The organism is Thalassospira sp. UBA4513 (assembly GCF_002388495.1).
In the GTDB taxonomy this organism is placed as follows: domain Bacteria; phylum Pseudomonadota; class Alphaproteobacteria; order Rhodospirillales; family Thalassospiraceae; genus Thalassospira; species Thalassospira tepidiphila.
Genome location: NZ_DGMR01000039.1, coordinates 131,919 through 157,607 on the forward strand (window position 1 = coordinate 131,919; position 25,689 = coordinate 157,607).

Annotated in this window: 14 protein-coding genes, 1 tRNA gene and 1 pseudogene; 12 read left to right on the forward strand and 4 right to left on the reverse strand. The window is 55.9% G+C overall.

The window, feature by feature from the left end; translation table 11 throughout:
* Positions 1-75 (forward strand) — tRNA-Gly (locus B2T33_RS17555).
* A gap of 152 nt (positions 76-227) precedes the next feature.
* A complete protein-coding gene (locus B2T33_RS17560) occupies positions 228-827 on the forward strand; it encodes a DUF488 family protein (protein WP_286792738.1) in 600 nt (199 codons plus the stop codon).
* 21 nt (positions 828-848) lie between these two features.
* On the opposite strand, the gene fabI is transcribed toward B2T33_RS17560, so the two are convergent.
* On the reverse strand, positions 849-1,607 hold the full coding sequence (gene fabI / locus B2T33_RS17565; protein ID WP_286792739.1) for an enoyl-ACP reductase FabI: 759 nt from the start codon (positions 1,605-1,607) through the stop codon (positions 849-851).
* Between the two features lie 450 nt (positions 1,608-2,057).
* Between fabI and B2T33_RS17570 the strand changes: the two are divergent.
* The 6 genes and pseudogenes from B2T33_RS17570 to B2T33_RS17600 all read left to right on the forward strand — a co-directional run bounded on the left by B2T33_RS17570 (position 2,058) and on the right by B2T33_RS17600 (position 15,440).
* Positions 2,058-6,975, forward strand: a pseudogene (locus tag B2T33_RS17570) (NAD-glutamate dehydrogenase).
* A gap of 295 nt (positions 6,976-7,270) precedes the next feature.
* Positions 7,271-7,909, forward strand: coding sequence for a TetR/AcrR family transcriptional regulator (locus B2T33_RS17580; protein ID WP_008888541.1), 639 nt, complete (start codon positions 7,271-7,273; stop codon positions 7,907-7,909).
* Between the two features lie 135 nt (positions 7,910-8,044).
* Positions 8,045-9,220 carry an efflux RND transporter periplasmic adaptor subunit gene (locus tag B2T33_RS17585; protein WP_252724001.1) on the forward strand — a complete coding sequence of 392 codons (1,176 nt, stop codon included), beginning with the start codon at positions 8,045-8,047 and terminating at the stop codon, positions 9,218-9,220.
* Positions 9,221-9,258: 38 nt separating this feature from the next.
* The gene (locus tag B2T33_RS17590) at positions 9,259-12,438 is read left to right on the forward strand and encodes an efflux RND transporter permease subunit (RefSeq protein WP_063086620.1); all 3,180 of its coding nucleotides are present in this window, start codon (positions 9,259-9,261) and stop codon (positions 12,436-12,438) included.
* Between the two features lie 210 nt (positions 12,439-12,648).
* Complete coding sequence (gene htpX / locus B2T33_RS17595; protein ID WP_286792742.1) at positions 12,649-13,650, forward strand: zinc metalloprotease HtpX; 1,002 nt, start codon at positions 12,649-12,651, stop codon at positions 13,648-13,650.
* A 191-nt stretch (positions 13,651-13,841) separates the two neighbouring features.
* Positions 13,842-15,440, forward strand: coding sequence for a hypothetical protein (locus B2T33_RS17600; protein WP_286792743.1), 1,599 nt, complete (start codon positions 13,842-13,844; stop codon positions 15,438-15,440).
* 83 nt (positions 15,441-15,523) lie between these two features.
* Here B2T33_RS17600 and B2T33_RS17605 read toward each other — a convergent pair whose 3' ends face one another.
* Positions 15,524-16,243: a Bax inhibitor-1/YccA family protein gene (locus B2T33_RS17605; RefSeq protein ID WP_008888536.1), complete on the reverse strand. Its 720-nt coding sequence runs from the start codon at positions 16,241-16,243 to the stop codon at positions 15,524-15,526.
* A 259-nt stretch (positions 16,244-16,502) separates the two neighbouring features.
* Between B2T33_RS17605 and B2T33_RS17610 the strand changes: the two genes are divergently transcribed.
* Complete coding sequence (locus B2T33_RS17610; RefSeq protein WP_286792744.1) at positions 16,503-18,023, forward strand: hypothetical protein; 1,521 nt, start codon at positions 16,503-16,505, stop codon at positions 18,021-18,023.
* Between the two features lie 119 nt (positions 18,024-18,142).
* Positions 18,143-19,759: an acyl-CoA synthetase gene (locus B2T33_RS17615; RefSeq protein WP_286792745.1), complete on the forward strand. Its 1,617-nt coding sequence runs from the start codon at positions 18,143-18,145 to the stop codon at positions 19,757-19,759.
* A gap of 108 nt (positions 19,760-19,867) precedes the next feature.
* Here B2T33_RS17615 and B2T33_RS17620 read toward each other — a convergent pair whose 3' ends face one another.
* Positions 19,868-22,426, reverse strand: coding sequence for an ABC transporter permease (locus B2T33_RS17620; RefSeq protein ID WP_286792746.1), 2,559 nt, complete (start codon positions 22,424-22,426; stop codon positions 19,868-19,870).
* Positions 22,423-23,169: an ABC transporter ATP-binding protein gene (locus B2T33_RS17625; RefSeq protein ID WP_008888532.1), complete on the reverse strand. Its 747-nt coding sequence runs from the start codon at positions 23,167-23,169 to the stop codon at positions 22,423-22,425. The genes B2T33_RS17620 and B2T33_RS17625 overlap by 4 nt, the downstream gene beginning before the upstream one ends.
* Before the next feature lie 168 nt (positions 23,170-23,337).
* On the opposite strand from B2T33_RS17625, the gene B2T33_RS17630 reads away from it, so the two are divergent.
* Both B2T33_RS17630 and B2T33_RS17635 read left to right on the forward strand, forming a co-directional pair.
* On the forward strand, positions 23,338-24,063 hold the full coding sequence (locus B2T33_RS17630; RefSeq protein ID WP_083952698.1) for an arylesterase: 726 nt from the start codon (positions 23,338-23,340) through the stop codon (positions 24,061-24,063).
* Positions 24,064-24,942: 879 nt separating this feature from the next.
* Positions 24,943-25,647 carry a J domain-containing protein gene (locus B2T33_RS17635; protein WP_063086630.1) on the forward strand — a complete coding sequence of 235 codons (705 nt, stop codon included), beginning with the start codon at positions 24,943-24,945 and terminating at the stop codon, positions 25,645-25,647.
* Positions 25,648-25,689: the final 42 nt, after the last annotated feature.

The window sequence follows — 25,689 nt, forward strand, 5'->3', positions numbered from 1 at the left end:
GCGGGCGTAGCTCAGGGGTAGAGCATAACCTTGCCAAGGTTAGGGTCGAGAGTTCGAATCTCTTCGCCCGCTCCATGATGAAAGTTATAAAAGGCCGTCCTTCGGGGCGGTCTTTTTGCATTTGGGCCAAGGCCGTTGACTGTTTCACGCTTGCAAGCAAATGCGAATTGTCGTGTGCTTCTGTGATGTCTGATCCGAATAATGCAAAATCCACGTCATCAGGGCGCATGATCTACACAGTCGGCTATGCGGGCCATGACCGTGAAAGCCTGCTTGCGCTTTTCAAGGCCCATGGCATCACGGCGGTGGCGGATATTCGGACCTTCAAACGATCAAGCTATTGGACCGCATTCGACTCTGACAGCTTCGGGCCGTTCCTTCGGGAAAATGGTATTGCCTATGTGTTCATGGGCGATGTGATGGGTGGAAAACCGCAAATTCCCGAACTTTATCCTGATGGGCAGCTTGATTATGGCCTGATGGCAGATCAGCCTGATTTCAAATCGGGGATCGACCGGCTGGTTTCTGGGGCGGAAAAATATCGCATCTGTCTGATGTGTGCCGAAAAGGACCCGCTGGACTGCCATCGCACGCTTCTGATTGCGCCTGCCCTGAAGCAAGCCGGGTTTGATCTTTGCCATCTGGTCGATGGCCGGGTCGAAAGTCAGGCGGAAACTGATGCCCGCATGATCGCAATCAACGGCGGGGATGTCCCCGATCTGTTTGCCGCTGCCGCACCCGACGCGGATGCAGAAGCCAAACTGGCATTGGCGCGCCAGATCAAGCGCGTCGCCCCCAAGGCCGAGGACGCGATCAAGCGACGCTAGCCTGCGATGCTAACCCGTGGCTCAGCCCATGATGTTATAGCCACCATCAATATGCACCACATCACCGGTCAGTGATTTTGCCCGGTCACTGGCCAAAAAAGCGGCCAATTCACCAATTTCATCAATTGTCACCAGGCGACGGGACGGCGCGCGGTCGGTGGCCTGGTCCATCAGATGTTGAAATTCGGCAATCCCGGATGCCGCGCGGGTTAAAAGCGGTCCCGGTGAAATTGCATGGCAGCGAATGCCTTTCGGGCCCAGTTCGGCCGCCATATAGCGAGTCGTGCTTTCAAGGGCTGCCTTGACCGGCCCCATGACCCCGTAATGATCAATCACGCGCTCTGATCCCATATAGGTCACGGTCAAAAGTGCACCGCCATCGCGCATCAATGGCTCTGCCCGCTTGGCAAGTCTCGCAAACGAATGGCACGATATATCCATCGCCGCCAGAAACCCGTCTCGTGAACAATCGGTTACCCGACCGTGCAGGTCATCTGCCGGGGCAAAGGCGATCGAATGCAGCACGAAATCAAGTTTTCCCCACTTCTGTTCGATTTCGGCAAACAGCGCGTCTGCCTGTGCCTCATTGCGGACATCAAGTGGTACGAAGATCGGGGCATTGATTTGGTTGGCCAATGGTTCGACAAAGCGTTTGGCCTTGTCGTTCAAATAGGTCACTGCGATGTCGGCACCTTCGCGCTTGAAAACGCGTGCACAGCCCCAGGCGATGGACATTTCATTGGCAATTCCGACGATTAGCCCTTTTTTGCCTTCAAGCATGCCGTGGTTCCTTTCGGATCATGTGCGAGTGCGAAGAAATTCTCAAATAGGGGCGTATTTCAAAGTGTAGCGGGTTTTGCGCCGCAAAAAAGTGCAAAATTCTGTGACAATTGATGTCCGCCGACGATCTGGCGACCAAAGGCTAGCTTATTGGTTAAATGAATTTTTTTTGTGCAGAAGCATAGTTTTTAGGCAGATGATCCGTTATGTGTAAGCGTGAAGGGACACAGGGGGTTTCCAGGTGGGTCTATGGTGGAAATTCCTGTTTTTCTTCCCAAATAATGAAAGGGTTCAGACCCTGAATCAGTGGTGTGTGGCACCGATCGCAAAGATCGGTGTTTCGGTTCTGGCAAACAGAGCCGGGAAAAAGGGAAATTGGTCATGAAAGCCCGAAACGGCGACCCAAAGCGGGAAGTCATCGACAAGGTTGTCGAAAAGATCCATCAACGAATGTCTGGTGAAACGGCGAAGGGTGCAGAAGCATTCGTTCGCCTTTTTTATAAGGATGTTCCGCCTGACGACATGGCGGGTCGCTCGGTCGACTCGCTTTATGGCGCGGCACTTACACTTTACAAATTCGCGCAAAAGCGCCCCTCGGCCGATACGGCCAAAATCCGTGTTTATAACCCAGATCTCGAAGAACATGGCTGGACGTCTGATCACACGGTGATCGAAATCAACAATACCGATATGCCGTTCCTAGTGGACTCGGTGACAGCCGCCCTGCATGAACTTGATCTGACCGTTCATCTTGTCATCCACCCGATCATGCGCATTGCCCGTGATGACAAGGGTGAATTGCAAAGTGTTGCCAGCGTTGAAGAAACCAATGATCCGCGTGAATCGGTCATGCATGTCGAAATCGACGAGCAGACCGACAAGGACGTTCTGGCCAAGGTCCATGAAGCACTTGAAAACAGTCTGACCGACGTCGCACTTGCTGTGCGCGACTGGCAGCCGATGCTTAAAAAGGTCACCGAAGTTCTTGATGAGATTGGCGATGTCAAGGCAGGTGCGCCAGACGAGGACCGCCGCGAAGTGCAGGACTTCCTTGGATGGCTGCACAATGACCACTTCACCTTCCTTGGTTACCGGGAATACAGCTTTAAAAATGCCGGCAAAAAGGGCCCGGTGGATGTCGAGGTCAAAAATCAGCTCGGCATTCTGTCGCGCGAAGGAACCCACGTCTTTGATGAGTTGCGCCAGATTGGCAACCTTTCAGCCGAGGTGCAGGATTTCGTCGCCAAGCCGAACCTTCTGATGGTGACCAAGGCCAACAAACAATCGACGGTTCACCGTCCAGTGCACCTTGATACGATTGTCGTCAAACAGTTCGATGCCAAGGGCAAGGTCGTTGGTCAGCACCTGTTTGTCGGCCTGTTTACTTCGGTCGCCTATAACCTGTCCCCACGTCTGATCCCGCTTCTGCGCATGAAGCTTGCCGAAACCGTCAAACGTGCCGGTTTCCCGCCAGCAAGTCACGATGGCAAGGCGCTGGTCAACATCCTGGAAACCTATCCGCGTGATGAGCTGTTCCAGGTCGATCTGGACGATCTTTATCACACCTGCATGGGAATCCTGCATCTGCAGGAACGTCAACGCATTGCGTTGTTCGTGCGCCGCGATGCGTTTGAACGGTTTGTCTCCTGTCAGCTGTTCTGCCCGCGCGATCGCTTTACCACCAAGCTGCGCCTGAAGTTCCAGACCGTGATTGAAAACGCCTTCGATGGCAAAGTCACGGCGCACTACACCCTGATCGGCGACAGTCCGCTTGCGCGCTTGCACCTGTTGGTCAAAACCAATCCCGGTGAATTGCCCGAATACAGTGTGGCTGATATCGAGCGCCAACTGGTCGAGGTGGCGCGTGACTGGTCCGATACCCTGCGTCAGATCCTTGTGCGTGAACTGGGTGAGGAACGTGGTCTTGCGCTGCATCGTCGCTATGGTGAAAGCTTCTCGACGGAATATCGTGAACGCTTCACGGTCGAGAGTGCAGAGCTTGATATCGAACGCATCGAGGAGGTCATCAATGCCAATGACCTGCGGGTAAACCTTTATCGCCCGATCGAAGCTGCCGAGAATGAACTGCGCTTCAAGATCTACAATCCCGGTGCGCCAGTACCGCTTTCGGATGTCCTGCCCATGCTGGAAAACATGGGGCTCAAGGTCATTACCGAAAATCCCTTCACGGTCAGTCCGCGTGATGTCGGTATTGATGTTCGCATCCATGATTTCGGGGTCGAAGTTGATGGCGAGTTCAGCCTCCATGATGTGCGCAACAAGTTCCAGGAACTGTTTGTCCGTATCTGGCATGGCGAAGTTGAAAACGATGCGTTTAACCGCCTTGTGCTGCTGGGCAATCTGAATTGGCGCGAAGTGGTGATCCTGCGGGCCTATGCGCGTTATACCCGCCAGACCGGATCAGCTTTCTCGCAGGCTTATATGGCCAAGACGCTCGCCAACAATCCGGCGCTGGCCTCCGCCCTGGTGTCGCTGTTTATTGCGCGCTTTGATCCGGATCGCGATCCGGCCAAGGGCGACGAGGTCGCAGCGATAGAAGCTGATATCATCAGTCGCCTCGAAGACGTGATGAACCCGGATGAAGACCGCATCTTGCGCGCCTTCCTCAATCTGGTGCAGTCGACCCTTCGCACCAACTTCTTCCAGCATGATGCGGATGGAAATCCAAAGTCCTATCTGTCGGTCAAGTTCAATTCGGCCGTGATCGAAGACTTGCCACTGCCGCGTCCGTGGCGCGAAATCTTTGTCTATTCCCCGCGGGTCGAGGCCGTCCATTTGCGCGGTGGTCCGGTGGCCCGTGGCGGCATTCGCTGGTCAGACCGTCAGGAAGATTTCCGTACCGAAATCCTCGGTCTGGTCAAAGCCCAGATGGTCAAGAATGCGGTCATTGTCCCGGTCGGCTCCAAGGGCGGTTTTGTCGTTAAACGTCCGCCGGTCGATGGCACGCGTGAAGCGTTCCTTGAGGAAGGCATTGCCTGCTACAAAACGCTGATGAGCGGGATGCTCGACATCACCGACAATATCGTTGCCGGTGAAATCGTGCCGCCAAAACGCGTGGTGCGTCTCGATGACGATGATCCCTATCTGGTTGTTGCGGCTGACAAGGGCACGGCGACCTTCTCGGACATCGCCAATGGCGTCGCCCGCGATTATGGCTTCTGGCTTGACGATGCATTCGCTTCGGGCGGCTCACAGGGCTATGACCACAAGAAAATGGGCATTACCGCCCGGGGTGCGTGGGAGTCGGTCAAACGTCACTTCCGCGAAATGGGCAAGAATATCCAGACCACGCCGTTTACCGTGGCCGGTGTCGGCGATATGTCGGGGGATGTGTTTGGCAACGGTATGCTGCTGTCAGAGCAGATCAAACTCGTTGCGGCCTTCAACCACATGCACATCTTCGTCGATCCTGACCCGGACCCGGCCAAAAGCTTTGCGGAACGCAAACGCCTGTTTGACATGCCGCGTTCAAGCTGGACCGATTATGACAAAAAGGTCCTGTCCAAGGGTGGTGACATCTTTGATCGCAAGGCCAAGACCCTTGATCCGTCGCCAGAGGTCCGCAAGGTTCTGGGGCTGGATAGTGGCAAGGTCACCCCGGCTGATATGATGAAGGCCATCCTGAAATCCGATGTCGAACTTTTGTGGTTTGGCGGGATCGGGACCTATATCAAATCCAGTCTTGAAACCAATGCCGATGCCGGTGACCGTGCCAACGATGCCATCCGCATCAATGGTCGCGAAGTCCACGCAAAGGTTATTGGCGAGGGGGCAAACCTTGGTGCGACCCAGCGGGGCCGTATCGAATACGCCCATGCCGGTGGTCGCCTGAATACCGATGCGATCGATAACGCGGCGGGTGTCAACTGCTCGGACCACGAGGTCAANNAAAGAGCTGAACTGCCGTGTGGTCGGCGAGGGCGGTAACCTGGGCCTGACCCAGCGTGGCCGGATGGAAGCCGCCGCCAACGGCGTGCGCGTCTACACCGACTTTATCGACAATGCGGGCGGCGTGAACTGCTCGGACCACGAGGTCAATATCAAGATCCTCGTGGGCGAAGTGGTTGCTGCCGGCGACATGACCGAAAAGCAACGCAACAAGCTGCTTGTCGACATGACCGACGAAGTCGGCGAACTGGTGCTGCGCGATAACTATCTGCAAAGCCAGGCCATCTCGAATGCCGATGCGGAAAAGGCCGATATTCTGGATGCACAAGTCCGTTTGATCCGCATGCTCGAACGCGAAGGGCGCCTGAACCGCGAGATTGAATACCTTCCCGATGACGAGGAACTCAGCCGTCGTGCCAACGCGCATGAAGGCCTGACCCGCCCGGAAGTCTCGGTTCTGATGCCTTATGCAAAGCTGTGGCTTTATGACGAAATCCTTGAATCCGACCTGCCGGACGATCCGGTTCTGGTCGAGGAACTGGTGCGCTATTTCCCGACACCGCTTCGCAAGAAATACGCAAACGCGATTTCAAACCACCGCTTGAGACGCGAAATCATTGCGACCGTTGCGACCAACAGTCTGGTCAATCGGGTTGGCGGCACGTTCGTCCATGACATGATGGAAGCCACCGGCATGTCGGCAGTTGATGTGTCACGCGGTTATCTGATCACGCGGTCTGTCTTTGGGCTGCGGGAAATGTGGGAAGGCATCGAAGCGCTTGATAATGTCGTGCTGGCGAAGCTTCAGACCAGCATGTTCCGCGAAATCAATCGCATGGTGAACGATGTTACCCAGTGGTTCCTGCGCAATTGCGAGGAGCTTAATGTCGGTGAAAAGATCGAGATGTTCCGTCCCGCGGTTTCCAAGGTGATTGAAAGCTTTGATGAAATCGTCCCCGAGGATGCTGCTGCACGCAAGGCGCTGGAACAAAAGGCCAAATCGCTGGTCGCCCAAGGTGTCCCCGACGACCTCGCATGGCGTGTGGCGTCTGCGACCCAGTTGGTGGCGATCTGTGACGTGGTTCGTATCGCCGAGGCAACCGGTCGCGATGTCATCGAAGTGTCGGCCACCTATTTCGCAGTCGGTGCACGTTTCCAGTTGGGCCTCATGCGCTCCGCCGCCGAGTCGATCGAAGCCGATACCCATTGGCAGAAACTGGCACGTGCGGCAGTGATCGACGATCTGTTCGGGCATCAGCGCGAACTGACCCGTTCGGTTCTGGCTGCGGGCAAAAAGGGCTCGTCCGGTTCCGACCTTGTCGATATTTGGGTGCAAGATCGTCAGCGTGGCTGTGCCCGCTGTGATGATCTGATCAACGAACTGCGTTCGGCCGGTCAGATCGATCTTGCCATGATCACGGTGGCCAACCGTCAGATCCGGGCCCTGATCGGGGCCTGACGTCTGACAGGTCGAAAGACCTTGTTTTAAAAACTGGAGGGGCGCCTGCAACGGGCGCCCTTCTTTTATTCTTAATCAATGGCCTGTGCTCATAGCGCGTCGTTGAGAAAACATACCGCCGATTGGCAAAAAAGGCGATGCAGCGCGATTTGCGCTAGATCACGGAAATCAATGGGAAATCCTGTCATTCTGCTGCCATTATTATATGATGGGATCAAAATATTGCCGGTGTATTCCTTGAAAAATACCAACCGGTATGTATATCTGAGACATATAAACAAAACAGGTTAATGTTATGAGGAACGCTACAGAAACCCGGATCAAGCTGCTTGAAACGGCGATGGAGCTATTGGCAACACGCAGTTACCACGACGTTGGCGTCAGTGATGTATGCAAGCATGCCGGGGTAACAAAGGGTGCGTTCTATCATCACTTTGACAGCAAGGCGGAGCTGTTTGCCGCAGCCGCCCGCCATCACTGGGAAAAGGGCAAGGACGAGCTTCGCGCTATCTTTTCCCCGGATGTTCCGCCGCTTGAACAGCTTAACAGCTATATCGAACTCATTTGCAACAAGCAGGAACGCTATGCCGTTCCCGGGGAAAACGAAGTCTGTGTCTGCCCGATTTTCACCGCCGGTGGCCAGGTCGGCCCGGAAGATGAGCCGATCCAGGCCTGTTCACGCGAACTTGCCGAAGAGCAGATCAAATATCTGGCGTCCATGGTGCGCGGCCTGAAGGGCGAGGGCATGCTGGGTGAAGATGGCGACGCCACAACTTTGGCGCGATTGATTTTCCAGTATGTTCACGGTTTGCTGACCTATGGCCAGGTTTTCAATGATCTTGATACCGTTCGGTCTGACATTCGCAACGGCATCTGCCGAATCCTTAATTTGCAGTGCAAATACAGGGATGTAGACGCGGAAACAGCCGCGTAAATCCTCTGTAAGTTTCGTTGTCCAGAGAAAATAGTTCACTTTTTTCTCTAAATTCACTTGCAAACATACCGATCGGTATCCATTTTTCTTCCAAACGTGCTGCCTGTGCGCGGCGTAACCTATTTGGAAGATGGAATGATGCAGTCTCGATCAAAACGCAAAATTTTGCTGCCAGCTGCCGCCTTGGCGCTGGTTGCTGCCGCCGGTGGATATGGTCTGCATATCACCGGATCCGCCGCTGATGAGGTCGCGGTTCAAACCGAACAAGCAGCCCCTCCGGCAACCCCGGTCACCGTATCGGGTGTCAAAACTCAATCTGTCCGCCTCTGGAGCAACTTTTCCGGCCGTCTGAGTGCGGTCGAGGAAGTGCAACTGCGCCCGCAGGTCAGTGGTGCGATTGTCGAAATCCTTTTTGAAGACGGTGAATTGGTCAACGAGGGCGATATCCTTGCCGTGATTGACCCGCGCAGTTATCAGGCCGCGGTCGACGAAGCCCGCGCCGAACTGGCGGCTGCCCAGCAGAACCTGTCGCTGGCGAAAAAGGAAAAGGAACGGGCCGAGAAACTCGTTTCCAACGGCACGGTTTCCAAGCGCGTCTATGACGAACGTCTCAGCACCCATCAGGTTGCCCAAAGTGACGTCAGCCGCGCCAAAGCCAAGCTTGAACTGGCCGAAATCCAGCTCGATCACGCCTATGTCAAAGCGCCGATCAATGGCCGTGTCAGCCGGGTTGAGCTGACCGTCGGCAACCAGGTCAATGCCGGCCCCAATGCCCCGGTCCTGACCACGATTGTCTCCACCGGTAAAATCTATGCCGACTTCGACCTGGATGAGCAGACCTTCTTTGCAAGTCTTGGCGACAGCGGCAAAGTCGATGCTGCTGCCCAAACCATTCCGGTCAATATGACGCTGTCGAATGGTCGTCATGTGTCCGGTCACGTGCACAGCTTTGACAACCGCATTGATCCGCGGACCGGTACCATCCGGACCCGTGCGCTGTTTGATAACCTTGATGGCAGTCTTCTGCCCGGCACCTTTGCCAGCCTTGAGGTCGGCACATTGGCCAAAAGCAACGTCATCATGGTCTCGCCAGAAGCTGTCAGCACCGATCAGGACCGCAAGTTTGTCTATGTTGTCGAACCCGACAATACGGTTGCCTATCGTCAGGTAACGCTGGGTTCGGAAATCAATGGCATGCGCATTGTGACGTCGGGTCTGAACGAAGGTGATCTGGTGATCGTCAACGGCATCATGAAGGTTCGGCCGGGTATGCCTGTCGCGCCGGAAATTCTGCAGGCCTCCGCATCGTAATCGATGTGTGACTGCGCTTTAAAGCAAGGCTGAAAAACATGCAGAATCTTTCCCGCTTTTTTGTGGATCGCCCGATCTTTGCTGGCGTCCTGTCCGTCCTGATCTTGTTGGCGGGCCTGATTGCCATGTGGCGTTTGCCGATTTCCGAATATCCGGAAGTCGTGCCGCCCTCGATCGTGGTCGAAGCCAAATTCCCCGGTGCAAACCCGGCCGAGATTTCCGAAACCGTTGCCTCCCCGCTTGAAGAGCAGATCAACGGGGTTGAGGGGATGCTTTATATCAACTCACTGGCCACCACCGATGGCAATCTGTCCCTGACCGTGACGTTTGAAATTGGTACCGACCCGGATCTTGCCCAGCAGAAAGTCCAGAACCGCGTCTCGCAGGCTGAACCACGCCTGCCTGATATTGTTCGCCAGCTTGGCGTTACAGTGTCCAAACGTTCGCCGGATTTGACGATGGTCGTGCATTTGCGTTCACCCAATGAACGCTATGACATGCTGTATTTGCGGAACTACGCGACGCTGAATGTCCGTGACCGTCTGGCGCGTATCACCGGTGTCGGACAGGTCGGGCTGTTTGGCTCGGGCGATTATGCCATGCGTGTCTGGCTTAACCCCGACAAGGTTGCCGAACGTAACCTGACCGCGGGCGAGGTGGTTTCGGCCATTCAAAGCCAGAACGTTCAGGTCGCAGCCGGCATCATTGGTGGTGCACCTTATGACACTGGTGTGCAGTTCCAGTTGCCGATCAATATCAGCGGTCGTCTGGAAAGCCCCGAAGAGTTCGAAAACATCATCATCAAACGCGAAACTGATGGCACGATTACGCGTTTGGGCGATGTTGCGCGCATCGAAATGGAAGCCCAGCAATATGCGCTGCGTTCCCTGCTTGATAACAAACCGGCGGTGGCGATCCCGATCTTTGCATCGCCGGGCTCGAACGCACTTGATATTTCCAGCAACGTCCGCGCCACCATGGAAGAACTCAAACAGAACTTCCCGGACGATCTCGATTACTCGATTGTCTATGACCCGACCGTGTTTGTCCGTGGTTCGATCAAGTCGGTCATCATGACATTGCTTGAGGCGGTCGCCCTTGTGGTTGTCGTGGTGACAGTGTTCTTGCAGACATGGCGTGCCTCGATCATTCCGTTGCTGGCCGTGCCGGTATCGATCATCGGTACCTTTGCGCTGATGCTTTTGATGGGCTTTTCGATCAACGTGCTGTCGCTGTTTGGCTTGATCCTGGCCATCGGGATCGTGGTCGATGATGCGATTGTCGTCGTCGAAAACGTTGAACGAAACATCGAACGTGGTCTTTCGCCGCGCGATGCAACGGTTGCTGCCATGCGCGAAGTGACCGGGCCGATCATTGCGACCTCGCTTGTCATCACCGGTGTGTTTGTGCCGATTGCCTTTATTTCCGGCCTGACCGGCCAGTTCTATCAGCAATTTGCCCTAACCATCGCGATTGCCACGATCATTTCCACCGTCAACTCACTGACGCTGAGCCCGGCCTTGTCGGCTGTGCTTCTGCGCAGTCACGACGCGCCAAAAGATTGGCTGACACGCGGTATGGACTTTGTCTTTGGCTGGTTCTTCCGCGCCTTCAACCGATTCTTTAATCGCAGCACCGATCTTTACGCCGGTGGTGTGAAACGCCTGCTGGGTGTAAAGGCCATTATGATGGTGCTTTATGTCGGTCTTCTGGCATTGACCTATCAGGGCTTCCAGATCCTGCCGACAGGCTTCGTGCCGCTTCAGGACAAGCAGTATCTTGTCAGCTTCGCCCAGCTTCCGCAGGGCGCGACACTGGACCGGACCGAAGACGTCATTCGTGAAATGTCTGACATCGCGCTTCGCGAACCCGGTGTTGAAAGTGCTGTGGCCTTCCCGGGGCTTTCAATTAACGGCTTTGTAAACAGCTCAAGTGCGGGCATCGTCTTTGTCACGCTGACGGATTTTGCCGAACGCAAAAGCGATGATCTGTCGGGTCTTGCTATCGCCGGCAAGCTCCAGCAGAAATTTGGCGCGATTGACGAGGCCTTTGTCGCCATCTTCCCGGCACCGCCGGTACAGGGGCTTGGTACCGTTGGCGGGTTCAAGCTTCAGGTACAGGATCGCTCCGATCAGGGCTATCGTGCGCTTGATGATGCGATGAAACAGGTCCTTGCCAAGGCATGGGCCGCACCGGAACTGACCGGTGTGTTTTCAAGCTACAACATCAACGTGCCGCAGCTTCAGGCAACGCTTGACCGTACCAAGGTCCAGCAGCTTGGCATCCCGGTTGATGAAATCTTCCGGACCATGCAGGTCTATCTGGGGTCGATGTATGTTAATGACTTCAATGCCTTTGGCCGCACCTATCAGGTGATCGCACAGGCAGACAAGCCATATCGTTCAAGCCCCGATGACATCCTGCGCCTGCAAACCCGCAACGCGGACGGCGACATGGTGCCGCTTGGTTCTGTGCTGTCGGTCTCCGAAACATTCGGGCCGGATACGGCAATGCGCTATAACGCGTTCCGTTCTGCCGATCTGAATGGTAACGCGGCACCGGGATATTCCAGTGGCGATGCACAGGCGGCGATCACCAAGATCCTTGATGAAACCTTGCCACCGGGCATGTCCTATGAATGGACGGAGCTGACCTATCAGCAGATCCTGGCAGGCAATACAGCGATCTTTGTTTTCCCGATCTGTATCCTGCTCGTGTTCCTGGTGCTGGCGGCGCAATATGAAAGCCTGACCATGCCATTGGCGGTGATCCTGATCGTCCCGATGAGCATCCTGTCAGCCATCTTTGGCGTCTATCTGTTCGGGGGTGACAATAATATCTTCACCCAGATCAGCCTGTTTGTGCTGGCCGGACTGGCATCAAAGAACGCCATCCTGATTGTCGAGTTCGCCCGAGAACTTGAACATCAGGGCCGCAGCACCGTTCAGGCCGCGATCGAGGCCAGCCGCCTTCGTCTGCGCCCGATCCTGATGACTTCTCTGGCCTTTATCATGGGTGTCGTCCCGCTGGTTCTGTCCAGTGGTGCCGGTGCCGAGATGCGCCACGCGATTGGTATTGCCGTGTTCTCGGGCATGCTGGGCGTGACGATATTTGGCCTGATTCTGACCCCGGTCTTTTATGTTCTTGTACGCATGATTGGCCGGCGCAACGACGTTCGTTCACTTGATGAGGCTGAAACACACCAGCCTGCGGAGTGACCGATATCGTTGCATAAACAGCCGGACCGTCTTTTTCCCCCGACCCCGCCGGTCCGGCTGTTTTAAATTCCCGAACGGGGCTGACGCAAGTCGGCCCCGTTTTGGTTTTTCTGATGTGAGCCATATCTCAGTTTGGTCTGATGGCCCTTGCCTTGGCCGGACTTCGCCTTATCTTTCGGTCGGAATGTTTGTCGATAAGGGTTTTCGACCATGAACTATGTGCGTACAGGTTTGTTGCTGGCCGGATTGACGGCGCTGTTTGGCGCGGTCGGCATGATGATTGGCGGCCAACAGGGCATGATTATCGCGCTGCTGTTTGCAGCGGCCATGAATGTGTTCGCCTATTGGAATTCGGACGCGATGCTGCTGCGCATGCGCAGTGCCCGGCAGGTCGATGACAAAACAGCACCCGAACTGGTGGCGATGGTGCGCGACCTTGCGCGCAATGCCGATCTGCCGATGCCCAAGGTCTATGTGATTGAAAACCCGCAACCAAACGCCTTTGCCACGGGCCGTAACCCGGAAAACGCAGCGGTGGCGGCGACCACAGGGTTGCTCAAACTGCTTGATCGCAACGAAATCGCTGGCGTCATGGCCCATGAACTGGCCCATGTCAAAAACCGCGATACCCTGACCATGACCATCACCGCGACCATTGCCGGGGCGATTTCCGCGTTGGCCAACTTCGCAATGTTTGCCGGCATGTTTGGCGGCAACCGCGACAACAACAATCCGCTGGGCGGGATCGGAATGATCCTGATTGCCATTCTGGCACCCTTGGGTGCGATGATCGTGCAAATGGCAATTTCGCGCACCCGCGAATATGAAGCCGACAAGATCGGGGCTGAAATCTGTGGCCATCCGATGTGGCTGGCCAGTGCGCTGAACAAACTCGATAAGGGTGTTCACGCCATCCCGAACATGGATGCCGAACGCAACCCGGCGATGGCCCACATGTACATTGCCAACCCGCTGTCGGGCAAAGGTGTTGATAATTTGTTTTCAACCCACCCCAACATGGCCAACCGCATCGCGCGCCTGAAGGAAATGTCAGGCACGTCTGCAAGCAATGCATCGGGCCGTCCGGCAGGGCAGGGGGCCGGTGTTGCCAAGGCGGCACGATCCCGCGGTCCTTGGGGCCGAAATTCATCAAAATCCGCTTCTTCCACGCCCAACGCATCGCGACAGCGCAAACGGCCCTGGGAGTCCTGAACCCGGTAAAACACTGTTTTGTTGGATGTCATTTCACCCTTTTTGGGATCGTGCACCCTATTCTTCGGTATGAGTGAAATGACAACCCACGCCATTGACCAACCTGATTTGTAGGACGAAAATGTCCCTACTAAAGTCTTGAGATCCCTGCTGTTCAGGCTCCGAGAAGCAGGGAACAGATAAGGACAAGAATGGCTGGTTTCTGGTCAATGGTTGGCCTTGTGTTCAAATCTTTGATCACAGGTGCCGATACTGTCGATGATACGGGGGGTGCTCCCAGAGATATTCTGGCGACAGATGATGTCCTGTGCCGATATGCCATCGCCCGCTTCACGCCTGCCGATACCAACGCCCATATCGGTGCAAGTTCCGTTGATGATATTTCAGATATCGTGACAGCTGCTGTCTCGTCCGTCCCCGAAAGCGAAGGGATTCGGATTGATCAGTTCTTTACACCAAATCCCGATGCAGCCGATCCGTTTCAGGCCATACGCGAAGCACAGCTAAGCGTTCTTAATATGGCGCATCGCAAGGATGCCGATACGGTCTTCTGGGGGCGTCAGGATGCCAGCACCGGGTATCTCAACCTCTATCTGGTCAGCGATGCCCTGACATCGTCGCTTTATGACCTGATGCTGCCCCAGACTTATATCTTCCGTCAGCCGACCCATTCCGACGTTGCCGAGGCATTGCGGGTGCTGTTGAACGCGCAGCTTGTCCTGACATCCCGGGGCGGCGAACAGCGTGCCCTTCAGATTGCGCGTCTGGCGGCGATCATGGAAGACCTTCAGGACCGCGTTCTGGGCGGAGAAGTCTTTTCGCACGCTGGTGCCGGTGCGGCGCTGGCCTATGGGTTCGGGGCGTTTGTCCTGTCGGAAACCGGTGATCGTTCCTATTGCGCAAGTGCGCTTCGTGTCATGGAACCCTATATCCGCCAGATGGTGGCCGATATTGCCGAAAAACCAGTGGCCGCCACCGGAAAAACCGCTGCACCAACCGGTCTCAAAGGCGAAGCCTTGGCGGAAAATGATCCGGCCGCGCCGACCAGCCAGCTTTCGGAATTGCTTGATCGTGTCACGGATTTTTCCAAGGTGGATCCCCGCACCACGGCGGCACTCGCCCTTTATGGATCACTTGTGAACTGGTCACTGATCGCAAACCTCAAGGCGCGCTCTGGCGAGTTGTCGATTGCGATCTGGCGCATGCTGGAACGCAGGATCGAACTTTCGATGGGCTCGCCGGTCGATCGTGCCCTTTCAATCTGCAAACTCGGCGAGGCCATGGTCTTGACCGGCAAGGACAAGGAAAATGCCCAGATCGTCGATAAGGGTGCTGGGCATTACCGCCGGGCGCTCGGCATGATCAATGCACGCGTTCACGGCCCGCTTTATGCGTTGATCGCCTATGGTCTGGCGGATGCGATTGTATCGTCTGCCACCATTCGCGACGTGACCATCCCCGATACGCAGGTTGTCCCGGTTTTTCAGGCCGCCCTTAAAGTCTGCACACGGCGCGATCATCCCTATATCTGGGGTCGGATCATGTTCGCACTTGCCACCGTCTATCTGACCAACGGCAATCTGCACAAGGATATCGAAATGCTCACCCACGCCCGGATGAGCTATTCACAGGCCTATGAGGCATTTAACGAAGCCGGTGCAAAGGGGGCTGCGCGTGCTGCTTCGGGTGGCTTTACCCGCTCGGAAAACTTCCTGTCGCAGCTTGGACATCGCAAGACGCTTATGGACGCAACCGGTGGCCTTGGCAAAGACACGGCAAACGCGTCCTGAGCCGATCCTGAGCAAAGACAAGACAAAAAGAAACCCCCGCAGCGGATGCTGCGGGGGTTTTGACTGCGACTGCCGGGCAACTTCTATTCGCGATTGCCAAAGAAGTGCAGCAGCATGATGAACAGGTTCACGAAGTCGAGATACAGACGCAGCGCGCCAAACAGGGCTTTTTTGCCTGCGGTCGTTGCATCGTCATGCTCGTGATATTCTTCCTTGATGCGCTGGGTGTCATAGGCGGTAAGGCCCGTAAAGATCAGAACACCAGCCGCCGAAATGACGAACTGCAGCATCGTGCTGGCAAGGAAGATGTTCACCACCATTGCGATGATGATACCGATCAGGCCCATGAACAGGAAGCTGCCCCAGCCCGAAAGGTCCTTCTTGGTGGTATAGCCAAACAGGCTCATCGCACCAAAGGTACCCGCGGTGATGAAGAACGTGCGCGCGATCGACTCACCGGTATAAACCAGGAAGATCGACGCAAGGGACAGACCCATCATTGCGGCGTAGATCCAGAATGTCGCCTGTGCGGCACCAAAGCTCATCTTGTGGATGCGCGCGCTCAGGAAGAACACAAGCCCGATCGGGGCCAGCATGACAATCCAGTGCAGTCCGGTGCCGAAAATAGCCTGCATCAGGGTCGGGCTGGTCGACACAGCCATTGCCACGATACCGGTCAGGGCAAGTGCGGATGCCATGTAGTTATAGACACGCAGCATATAGGCGCGGAGACCTTCATCGATCTCGGCCGCCGACCGGCCAACCGAGACGTCATAGCCGCGTTGACGCGTTTCAAAAGCCATTGAAATCCCTCTTTGATCCAATTGTGAGCAGAACATAGGTATACAATTCTGCGATGATCAAAATATGGCAGGATTTCCGGGAAAAGCAACGTTTTGACAGATTGTGCAACTCCGGGCCGCCGTCAGATGTGAACTTGTTCACCCTGGATGTGACGCTATCGTGAAATCGCATATTGGCGACACGTTCTGTAAACCGGTCTATGATGGTGCCCTTACGGGATGAACAAAACCGTCGTGAAACGTACACAGGCCCTGGATCATGTCACGTTCCATCGCACTCGATATGCCCATATTGACCCCTGTCGGGGTGTTGGCGCATGCCGTGGCAAAACTAGTTTTGGTTATTGTGTGCATGATGACTGCCGCGACGGTCGGGCAAGCGCAAAATGCCAGTTTGAAACGTGCAGCCGGTGATGGCGATATTCCGGTCTTTACCGACACCTATGACAATGCAGAATTCTGTGCCGATGGCAATGGCACGGGGCCGTGCGCTATTGCGCCGGTTGATGTGCCGGAATTCGACGCCAGCTTCGTTTATCGTTTCCTTGCCTATCACGCCCAGCGCCCGTTTGACCGGTTCTCCTGGCAGGCATTCACGTCGCTTATGGCGCCGCTTGATCATCCCGATCAGTCCGCCTTATGGGAAAGCTTCCCGACCCGGCGCGACCTGTTTTCCGAGGTGACCTATCCGAATCCGGCCTGTGCCGATGATCTTCCCGACGGGCATTTGCTGCTGGCAAGTTATCTGCAATCTACCGGTGATGTGCTGATTGATCAGGCAGGCAATTTCGTTCTTTTCGAAACCCGCATTAATCCGGTCGCTGCCGACTATATCATCGCAAACAACCTGCAAACGCCAGCCGGGCGTGCCGCCTTTGCCACGTCCGGGAAAAACATCGATTTCCCCACCGGCCATCTGCAGGCCGATGTCGCAACGAAGGTAAAACTCGCTTCTGCTGATGCGGTTGCCAATGATGCCGCAAACGCGTCCGGCCCTGCCATTCCAGCCTCCGCCCCCGGTATGATGGGGGCACAGCTTCTGAAGTTTTCCTGGCGTATTCTGCCAACTGCGGATGAGACAAGTCGGGATCGTTATTTTACCCGCCCGGCGCGAATATCGCTTGCGGGTGATCAGACAATTGATGGCCGGGCGAAATGTCTTGATGTCACGGTCGGCTTGGTGGGCATGCATCTTGTCCAGCGGGTCGCCAGTGGCAACGGGGATCGCTGGATCTGGTCGAGCTTCGAACATATCGATAATGTGCCCTTGGCCGCCAATGCACGGCGTCCCAACAGCATCATCACCAAGCAACCGTTTGAAAACGGCTGTCTCGTGCCCGAAGCGGTCGAAGGGGAATTCGCCTTTTATGGCGGCCGACTACCAACCGGCAGTCCGGCCAATCAACCGGTATCCGAGATTCTGAAATGGGCAGATAACCCGCCTTATGCGCGCCTTGCGTCCGGGGGGCATCCGACCCCGCCAGATATTGTACGTTGCTGGCGGCTATTCTCCGGTACGGCTGAAAGCAACTTTGTCTGGCAGACCAAACTGAACGACAGCGTCCTTGCAAATTATATGCTGCTCGGCACGCAATGGATCGGCAATCCCGGCGGTGAACCGTTTGGTATTGGCGAAGTACCGCGCTTTTTGACCAACAGCACGCTTGAAAGCTTCATGCAGGATCAGTCTGATGCCACCTGCCTTGGCTGTCATGCCCGTGCAACGACCGACGTCGGACAGAACGCCAACTTCACCTTCCTGCTTGATCCGGGCAGCTAAATACCAGCCATCGGGACCGCGCAGACAGACCTTCCAATTTCCACCGATTGCCACTAGCATGCTCCGCAACATTTGCCGCACCCAAAAACAAAGAACAGCGGCGAATTCAGGGAGGAAACATGCTGGGCAGTCGTTCAGACTATGCGGCGGTACGTTCACGCTTTGCCTGGAACGTGCCAACCCACTTTAATATCGGTGTCGATGTTTGCGACAAATGGGCGGATGACCCGGATCGTCTGGCATTGATGCATCGTCGGCGCGATGGATCGCGCCGCGACTACACATTTGCGCAGATCAAACGCCTGTCGAACCGCTTTGCCAATGTCATGCGCCGTCATGGCATAAGGCGTGGTGACCGGGTCGGGATTCTTTTGCCACAAAGCCCGGAAACGGCGATTGCCCACGTTGCGACCTACAAGATGGGCGGCATTGCTGTGCCGCTCTTTACCCTGTTTGGGGTCGATGCGCTGGAATACCGGCTGGGTAACTGCGCGGCCAAGGCCTTGGTGACAGACCGCGAAGGGGCCGCCAAGATTGCCGAAATCCGCGATCTTCTGCCCGCCCTTGAATATGTCTATGTGATTGATGGCGCGCCTGATCAATGTTTTGATTTCAAGGCCCTGTCATCAGAAGCCAGTGACGAGTTTGAGCCGGTCAATACCCGTGCCGATGAACCGGCCCTGATCATTTACACATCCGGCACCACCGGTCAGCCGAAAGGCGCGCTGCATGCGCACCGGGTGTTGCTTGGCCATTTGCCTGGTGTTGAAATGTCGCATGACTTCTTCCCCGAAGACGGGGATGTCATGTGGACCCCGGCTGACTGGGCCTGGATTGGCGGGCTTTTGGATGTTTTGTTGCCGGCCTGGCATCACGGCGTGCCTGTCGTCGCCCACCGGTTTGAAAAATTCACGCCCGAGGATGCCTTTCGCCTGATGGCCGAATATGGCGTGCGCAATACCTTCCTGCCGCCAACTGCGCTCAAGATGATGCGCGCGGCTGGTGACGATATGGCGCAAAGGTTCAATTTTAAACTCCGCTCCATTGCAAGCGGTGGCGAAACATTGGGTGCGGAACTTCTTGATTGGGGGCGTCGGGTGTTTGGCCTCACCATCAACGAGTTCTATGGGCAGACCGAATGCAACATGGTGGTCAGTTCCTGTCAGTCGATCATGGAACCCAAACCCGGTGTGATGGGTCGTCCGGTGCCCGGCCACGATGTCGCGGTGATTGATCTGAGTGGCAAGGTGCTTGAACCCGGTGAAATGGGCCGCATTGCCGTGCGTGCGCCAGATCCGGTGATGTTCCTGGAATATTGGCGCAATCCCGAAGCCACCCGTGACAAGTTTGTCGGCGAATGGCTTTTGACCGGCGATATGGGGTGTATTGATGCTGATGGCTATATCCGCTTTGTCGGGCGGGACGATGATCTGATCAGCTCGGCGGGATATCGCATCGGCCCGGGCGAGATCGAGGATTGTCTGATTGGACATCCGGCTGTGCGCATGGCCGGTGTGATTGGCAAACCCGACGAACAGCGCGGCCAGATCGTAAAGGCCTTTGTCGTGCTGGCCGATGGCTTTGCCCAAAGCCCGGCGCTTGAGAGCGAAATCAAGGACTTCGTTAAAACCCGCTTGGCCGCACACGAATACCCGCGCGAGATCGCCTTCCTCGATCAGCTGCCGATGACAACCACCGGCAAGGTCGTCAGGCGGGCACTGCGCGACATCGCCTGATCCTCAATCAGTCAATTCAGATCGTTTTCGAAACGGTTTTCGCAAAAAACAAGGCCGGGTCCATCTGGATCTGGCCTTGTCTGTTTAAGGCTGCTGGTTGCTGGGGGCTTATTCGTTGCGCAACAACGGTGCTGCCGGGCTGCGCAATGCCTGCCAAGTGCCGATAAAGCCAGCCGCCAGCGTGGCAAACAGGCCAATGGCAATCGGACCCAGAATGGTCATCGGTAACAGCACCCAGTTGGCTTCCATGATCAGCACCAGCACCGACCAGGCGGCAACCGACCCGACGACGGCCGCAATCACCCCGGTGGCAAGGCCAAGGATGCCGTATTCCAGCGCATAGGCATAAAGGATGTTGGCCCGTGTTGCGCCCAGGGTCTTGAGCACCACGGCGTCATAGATGCGCTTGCGCCGACCGGCCGCAACCGCCCCGCCAAGCACAAGTACACCGGCAACAATCGCAATCATGCTGGTGGCGTTAAGCGCCGTTCCGATCCCCGCCAGAATGGCATTGGCCGCTTCCAGCGCTTCACGTACCCGGATGGCCGAGACATTCGGGAAGTCCACGCCGATCATGCGATCAACCGGTTCTTCCATTTCGCGCGGCATATGGGCAGTAGCGATCAGGCTATAGGGCGCCTTGTCGATCAGGCCCGGTGAAAACACCATCGCGAAATTCATACGCAGGCTTTGCCATTCGATCTCGCGCCAGTTGGCGATCTCGGCGGTGATATCGCGGCCCAGCACATTGACGGTCAATGTATCGCCCGGCTCCAGATCAAACGCATTGCCGATATCGGCACTGATCGACACCAGCGGCTTGGACGCATCATTGTAGTCAGCCGGCCACCATTCGCCGCGCACCAGTTTGGTTTCCGGCGGCGGGGTGGCGGCAAAGGTAAGTCCGCGGTCCCCACGCAGGAACCAGCGATCATCACCCGGTCCGACATCGTTGGAATTAACCCCGTCAACCGCCGTTACCCGGCCACGCAGCATCGGTGTTTGTTCGATATCCGAAACGTTGTCCTGTGCCAGAAGCTGGCCTCGGAACTGCTCGATCTGATCGGGGCGAATATCAAGGAAGAAGAAGGCCGGGGCAGAGTCCGGCAGGTTCTCGTTAATCTCGTTATCAAGGTTGCCCTCGATCCCGGAAATCGTCACCAGAAGTGTGAGGCCCAGCCCAAGCGATAACGCAACCGGGACGGTACTTGCGCCCGGACGGTGCAGGTTGGCCAGCGCCAGTCTGGAAAAGGCACTGCGGCCCGTAATCAACCGTTTCGAAAGGGATACGATGCCCTGTCCGGCAAAGGTGAAAATCACCACGGCCGCTGCCGACCCGCCAATAAAGCCAAGCGCGATCGCCTTATCGGTCGCGGTCAGCACCGTCAGAATCAACAACAGCACCAGCGGCACCCCGATATAGGGCAGGTCACGCTTGCGCACCGGACTACCACTAAACAGGCCGGCACTGGCACGGAACAATCGTGCTGCCGGGATTTCGCGTGCGCGCAGCAAGGATGGCAGCGCAAAGACCAGTGTGGTCAAAACCCCAAAGCTGGTCGCAATGACAAGCGACGGCAATGCCGGACCAAGCGTCACATCAATCGGCAACCGCCCGGACAAGAGCGGAGCAATCAACGCTGGTGTCACAGCACCGATCAGAAGCCCGATGGCAATCCCGATCAGGGCCAGAACAAGGATCTGCAGGAAGTAAATCCGAAGCACCAAGCCATGCGACGCCCCGATGGATTTAAGCGTGGCGATGACGGATGTTTTGCTTTCGATATGGCTGCGCACCGCATTGGCAACCCCGATGCCGCCAACCAAAAGGGCGGAAAGGCCAACAAGCGTCAGGAACAGGGTCAGGCGCTCGATAAAGCGTTTCAGTCCCGGGTTGGCATTGGCCGTATCACGAATACGCCAGCCCGCATCTTCGAACTGCTCTTCAAGCCGTTCGCGAAAGGCGGTCGGGGTTTCATTGTCGTTGATATCCAATGCGTAATAATAGCGGATCAGACTGCCCGGCTGCACCAGCCCGGTCTCCATCAACCCGTCCATCGACACCATCAGGCGTGGGCCAAAGTTGAAAAAGCCAACTGCCTTGTCGGGCTCGGTCTTGATCACACCACGGATCTGAACATCAATATCGCCAAGGGCAACCGTGTCCCCGACATCGATGCGAAGCCGTTCCAGCAATCCGGCCTCGGTCACAGCCCCCCAGACGCCATCCTTCTGATCAAGAATCCCGTCGAAGGGAACCCCATCGGCAAGCTCCATCTCGCCAAACAGCGGATAGGCATCATCAACCGCCTTAAGCTCCACCAGACGGCGCTGGTCCGGGCCATAGGCCGTGGTGCGCATGGTCGCCAGTTCGGCCACACGTTCGGTGTTCGCGGTTAACCACTCGATCTGATCACCGGTGGCTTCCTGATGGGTCAGGCGCAGTTCAACATCGCCACCCAAAAGCTTCCGCCCGTCACGCTCAAGTGCCGAAAGAACGGATTCCGAAACGTTTCCGACAGCGGCAATCGACCCGACGCCAAGCGCAAGGCACGCCAGAAAAATACGAAAGCCCGAAAGCCCGCCGCGCAACTCGCGCCGACAGACCCGCCAGGCAATGGACCAAAGGCGGTCCGCACCGTCAGTGGGGGAAACAGATGTGCTCATGACTGCGATTCCAGATGCGAAACGATTTCGCCGTCGCGCAGCATCACGGTGCGGTCGCACCGCTTGGCAAGGGCGGGATCATGGGTAATCAAAAGCAGGGTCGAGCCGCGCCGTTTGGTCAGGTCAAACAGCAATTCGATAATCGTTTCACCGGTCGTGCCATCAAGGTTGCCGGTCGGCTCATCGGCCAGCAAAAGCTCCGGATCGGTCGCAAGCGCACGTGCAAGCGCAACGCGCTGCTGCTCCCCGCCTGATAGCTGTCCGGGATAGTGATCTGTGCGGTGACCCAGCCCGACAAGTTCCAATTCTTCGCGTGCCTTTTCAAAGGCATCTGCACGCCCGGCGAACTCCATCGGAAGCGCAACGTTTTCCAGCGCGCTCATGGTCGGGATCAGGTGAAAGTCCTGAAACACGATGCCGACATGATGGCGGCGATAAAGCGCCAAGCCATCTTCATCAAGGGCGCGAAGGTCCTTGCCGCAGACCTTCACCACACCTTCCTGGGCTTGTTCCAGCCCGGCGATCACCATCAAAAGCGATGTCTTGCCGGACCCCGACGGACCGACAAGCGAGACGCGCTCGCCCGCACCAATCGCAAGATCAACCCCTTTAAGGATCTCGACAATCCCGGCCGGACCCTGCAGCCGCAGCTTCAGGTTTTGCACATCAATTGTCTGTTTTGGCGCTTCACCAGACGCGGCGACATTTTGTTCCGGTATCGTGGTGGTTTCGGTCACACTCATTTCGGGTCCTATCGGGTTGTCCGTTGCAAGATCAACAAAGCAGGCTACATAAGCTTACGGATCAGGACGTTTCTGGTTCAGACTTCTTTTGATCTGAATAACTTCTTTAAGGGTAAACGGTCGGAAACCGCTCCGGCAAGTTCGCAGCATGTAAAGGTGAGATTTGTAATGAATTTGGCGTTTGGGCAAGGTCGCACTGTAATCAAGTTCACGCATAAGTTGGTATCACGCTTTCGCAAATCCGCCGGTTTGGCCCTTGCCACGCTTGCCCTTGCAACCCTTGGAGTGGCCGGGTTTGCCCATGAAACCAAGGCACAGGATAGCGACCAGACGCCAAAAACCCTTGTTTTATTTGGCGATAGCCTGATGGCGGGCTATGGCCTTGATCATGAAAACGGTTTCGCGCCGAAGCTTGAAGCGGCTCTTAAGGAAGCAGGCCACGATGTCCGGGTGATCAATAGCTCCGTCTCGGGCGATACCACGGCAGCCGGACTGGCGCGTCTCGACTGGGCGCTGGTTGAGAAACCCGATGCGGTGTTGCTCGAACTTGGTGCCAATGATGCGCTGCGCGGCATGGAGCCATCCCAGACCCGTGAAAACCTGGCAGAAATCCTTGAAAAGCTGCGCGGCATGGATGTCGATGTTCTGCTGGCCGGTATGATGGCCCCGCCCAACATGGGGACGGCCTACGGCGATGAATTCAACAGCATCTATCCCGATCTCGCCAGCCGCTATCAGGTTGATTTGTATCCGTTTTTCCTTGAAGGCGTCGCCGCCGAGCCGGAGCTTAATCAGGATGACGGGATGCATCCTAATGCCGATGGCGTGGACGTGATCGTCAAGCGCATCCTGCCTGACGTCGTCGACCTGCTGCAAACCTCAGACGCCAGCTAAGCGCGAAGCATCTGCATGGGTATATGCCGGACGCTTTATGATCTGGGGGGCAAAACCGTCGGTTTTCCAAGGGCTTGTGCGCGTCCCGACAGGTTATAAAATTTCACAAAGGCACAGATTGGCGCAATTTCGACGCTTGTGAAGCGCAAAAAACTACGTATGTAGATAGAAAACGTCAACAACCCGAAATGATTAAGCCGCCGGATCTTCAGAAGGTGAAGCCAACGCGACAAAAAGACAAATATATAATATAAATCAATAAGTTAATAGAGTTCCGAGTGTGTTGCGAACACCGTGATTTTCGCCTGAAAACCCTCATTTGAGGACCAAAACACGCGGTTTGGTGTAAAATTAACACCTCATTTACTTTCGGTTCTGTTTCGAACAGCGTTTCTGCTACTGCGTATGTTGTTTTTTCAAAACATCTCTTCCTAGGCTGTTATCCAATTATCGGGTTTCTGATCCTTTTTGCCTTTCCGGCAGGGCTGGGGTATCGCAAGTGCACAATGTGATAAATCACATAATATCAATAACTTAATCAAATTTCCCGAAATCAGGCGACATTTATGACCTGTGGATAACTCTTGGGAAACCAAACAGGTGTCCTGGGTGCCTGAAATGCACGCCTTCAAACAAATATCCCGTCATATCAATGTGTTGGCGTTTTTCCGGGGACTCCATGGATTCCCAACGAGTCGCCGATAGGCCTGTGAATGAATCGGAAGCGATTCGATTTTGACTGCAAATGCAGTTGCAGGGGGCTAAATCCGTCGATACACTTCTTGTTATCGGGTGCAAAGGCGCGTTTGATCTGCGCTTTCGGTGTCCGGGGGTTTCAGATTTAAGTTAAATACTTCAATGCCTTAAAGGGATTGTTCAGTGTCGTCTTCTTCCACCGTCAAACAGTCCTACACCATTCCCTGTTCTTCGATCTTTCGTGACGCTGTGCTGCAACTGGCAGAACGGCGCGGGGTGAATGCCGCCGATCTGGCGCGGTCGGTCATGTTGATTGTGCCCGAAAAGGCGATTGAGGATTATCAGGACCCCGGCGACTCGCCCAAGGGGGATCGCGAAACCATAGTCTTGAAGTCCGGCCCGGCCGAGGGGCGCCCTTGGCGGCGCAAACCCCGGCTGCAACTGCGCCTGCCACCCGGATTTTCGGTGATCACCGTGCGCAAGGCACTGCAAATGGCGATCGATTTCGACGCGGGTGATGTCAATATGCGGGTTGAGAAATCCGATGTCCTCGCCGCCGAACGTGCCGCCCTTGAAGAAGCCCGTGCACTTAAAAAACGTCAGGCAGAGCCACCCGTGGAACTTCTGCAATCGCGTGAAGAACTCGAACGTCTGCGCCAGATTGTTGATAACCTTGCCTTTGATCCGCTCGATCGCGGCGTGACCACCTTTAACGAGGCCCTGCATGTCATGGGCTTTGCGCCAAGCGCACGGCCTGATTTGCGCGCCATCCGCGCCAAATACCGCGTTCTGGCCGCCATCCACCACCCCGACAGCAATTATGGCTCCCACCAGCGCATGACGCAGCTGAACGCCGCGATGGAGATCCTGCGCAAACACGTTTCCTGATCGTTTGTTTTGATCCGGATCACGAACCGCCGCCCAAGCCCT

Excerpts from the sequence above, each read along its gene's own strand:
- B2T33_RS17560 (WP_286792738.1), top strand. The coding sequence starts at position 228 with ATGATCTACACAGTCGGCTATGCGGGCCATGACCGTGAAAGCCTGCTT.
- fabI (WP_286792739.1), bottom strand. The coding sequence starts at position 1,607 with ATGCTTGAAGGCAAAAAAGGGCTAATCGTCGGAATTGCCAATGAAATG.
- B2T33_RS17580 (WP_008888541.1), top strand. The coding sequence starts at position 7,271 with ATGAGGAACGCTACAGAAACCCGGATCAAGCTGCTTGAAACGGCGATG.
- B2T33_RS17585 (WP_252724001.1), top strand. The coding sequence starts at position 8,045 with ATGATGCAGTCTCGATCAAAACGCAAAATTTTGCTGCCAGCTGCCGCC.
- B2T33_RS17590 (WP_063086620.1), top strand. The coding sequence starts at position 9,259 with ATGCAGAATCTTTCCCGCTTTTTTGTGGATCGCCCGATCTTTGCTGGC.
- htpX (WP_286792742.1), top strand. The coding sequence starts at position 12,649 with ATGAACTATGTGCGTACAGGTTTGTTGCTGGCCGGATTGACGGCGCTG.
- B2T33_RS17600 (WP_286792743.1), top strand. The coding sequence starts at position 13,842 with ATGGCTGGTTTCTGGTCAATGGTTGGCCTTGTGTTCAAATCTTTGATC.
- B2T33_RS17605 (WP_008888536.1), bottom strand. The coding sequence starts at position 16,243 with ATGGCTTTTGAAACGCGTCAACGCGGCTATGACGTCTCGGTTGGCCGG.
- B2T33_RS17610 (WP_286792744.1), top strand. The coding sequence starts at position 16,503 with ATGTCACGTTCCATCGCACTCGATATGCCCATATTGACCCCTGTCGGG.
- B2T33_RS17615 (WP_286792745.1), top strand. The coding sequence starts at position 18,143 with ATGCTGGGCAGTCGTTCAGACTATGCGGCGGTACGTTCACGCTTTGCC.
- B2T33_RS17620 (WP_286792746.1), bottom strand. The coding sequence starts at position 22,426 with ATGAGCACATCTGTTTCCCCCACTGACGGTGCGGACCGCCTTTGGTCC.
- B2T33_RS17625 (WP_008888532.1), bottom strand. The coding sequence starts at position 23,169 with ATGAGTGTGACCGAAACCACCACGATACCGGAACAAAATGTCGCCGCG.
- B2T33_RS17630 (WP_083952698.1), top strand. The coding sequence starts at position 23,338 with ATGAATTTGGCGTTTGGGCAAGGTCGCACTGTAATCAAGTTCACGCAT.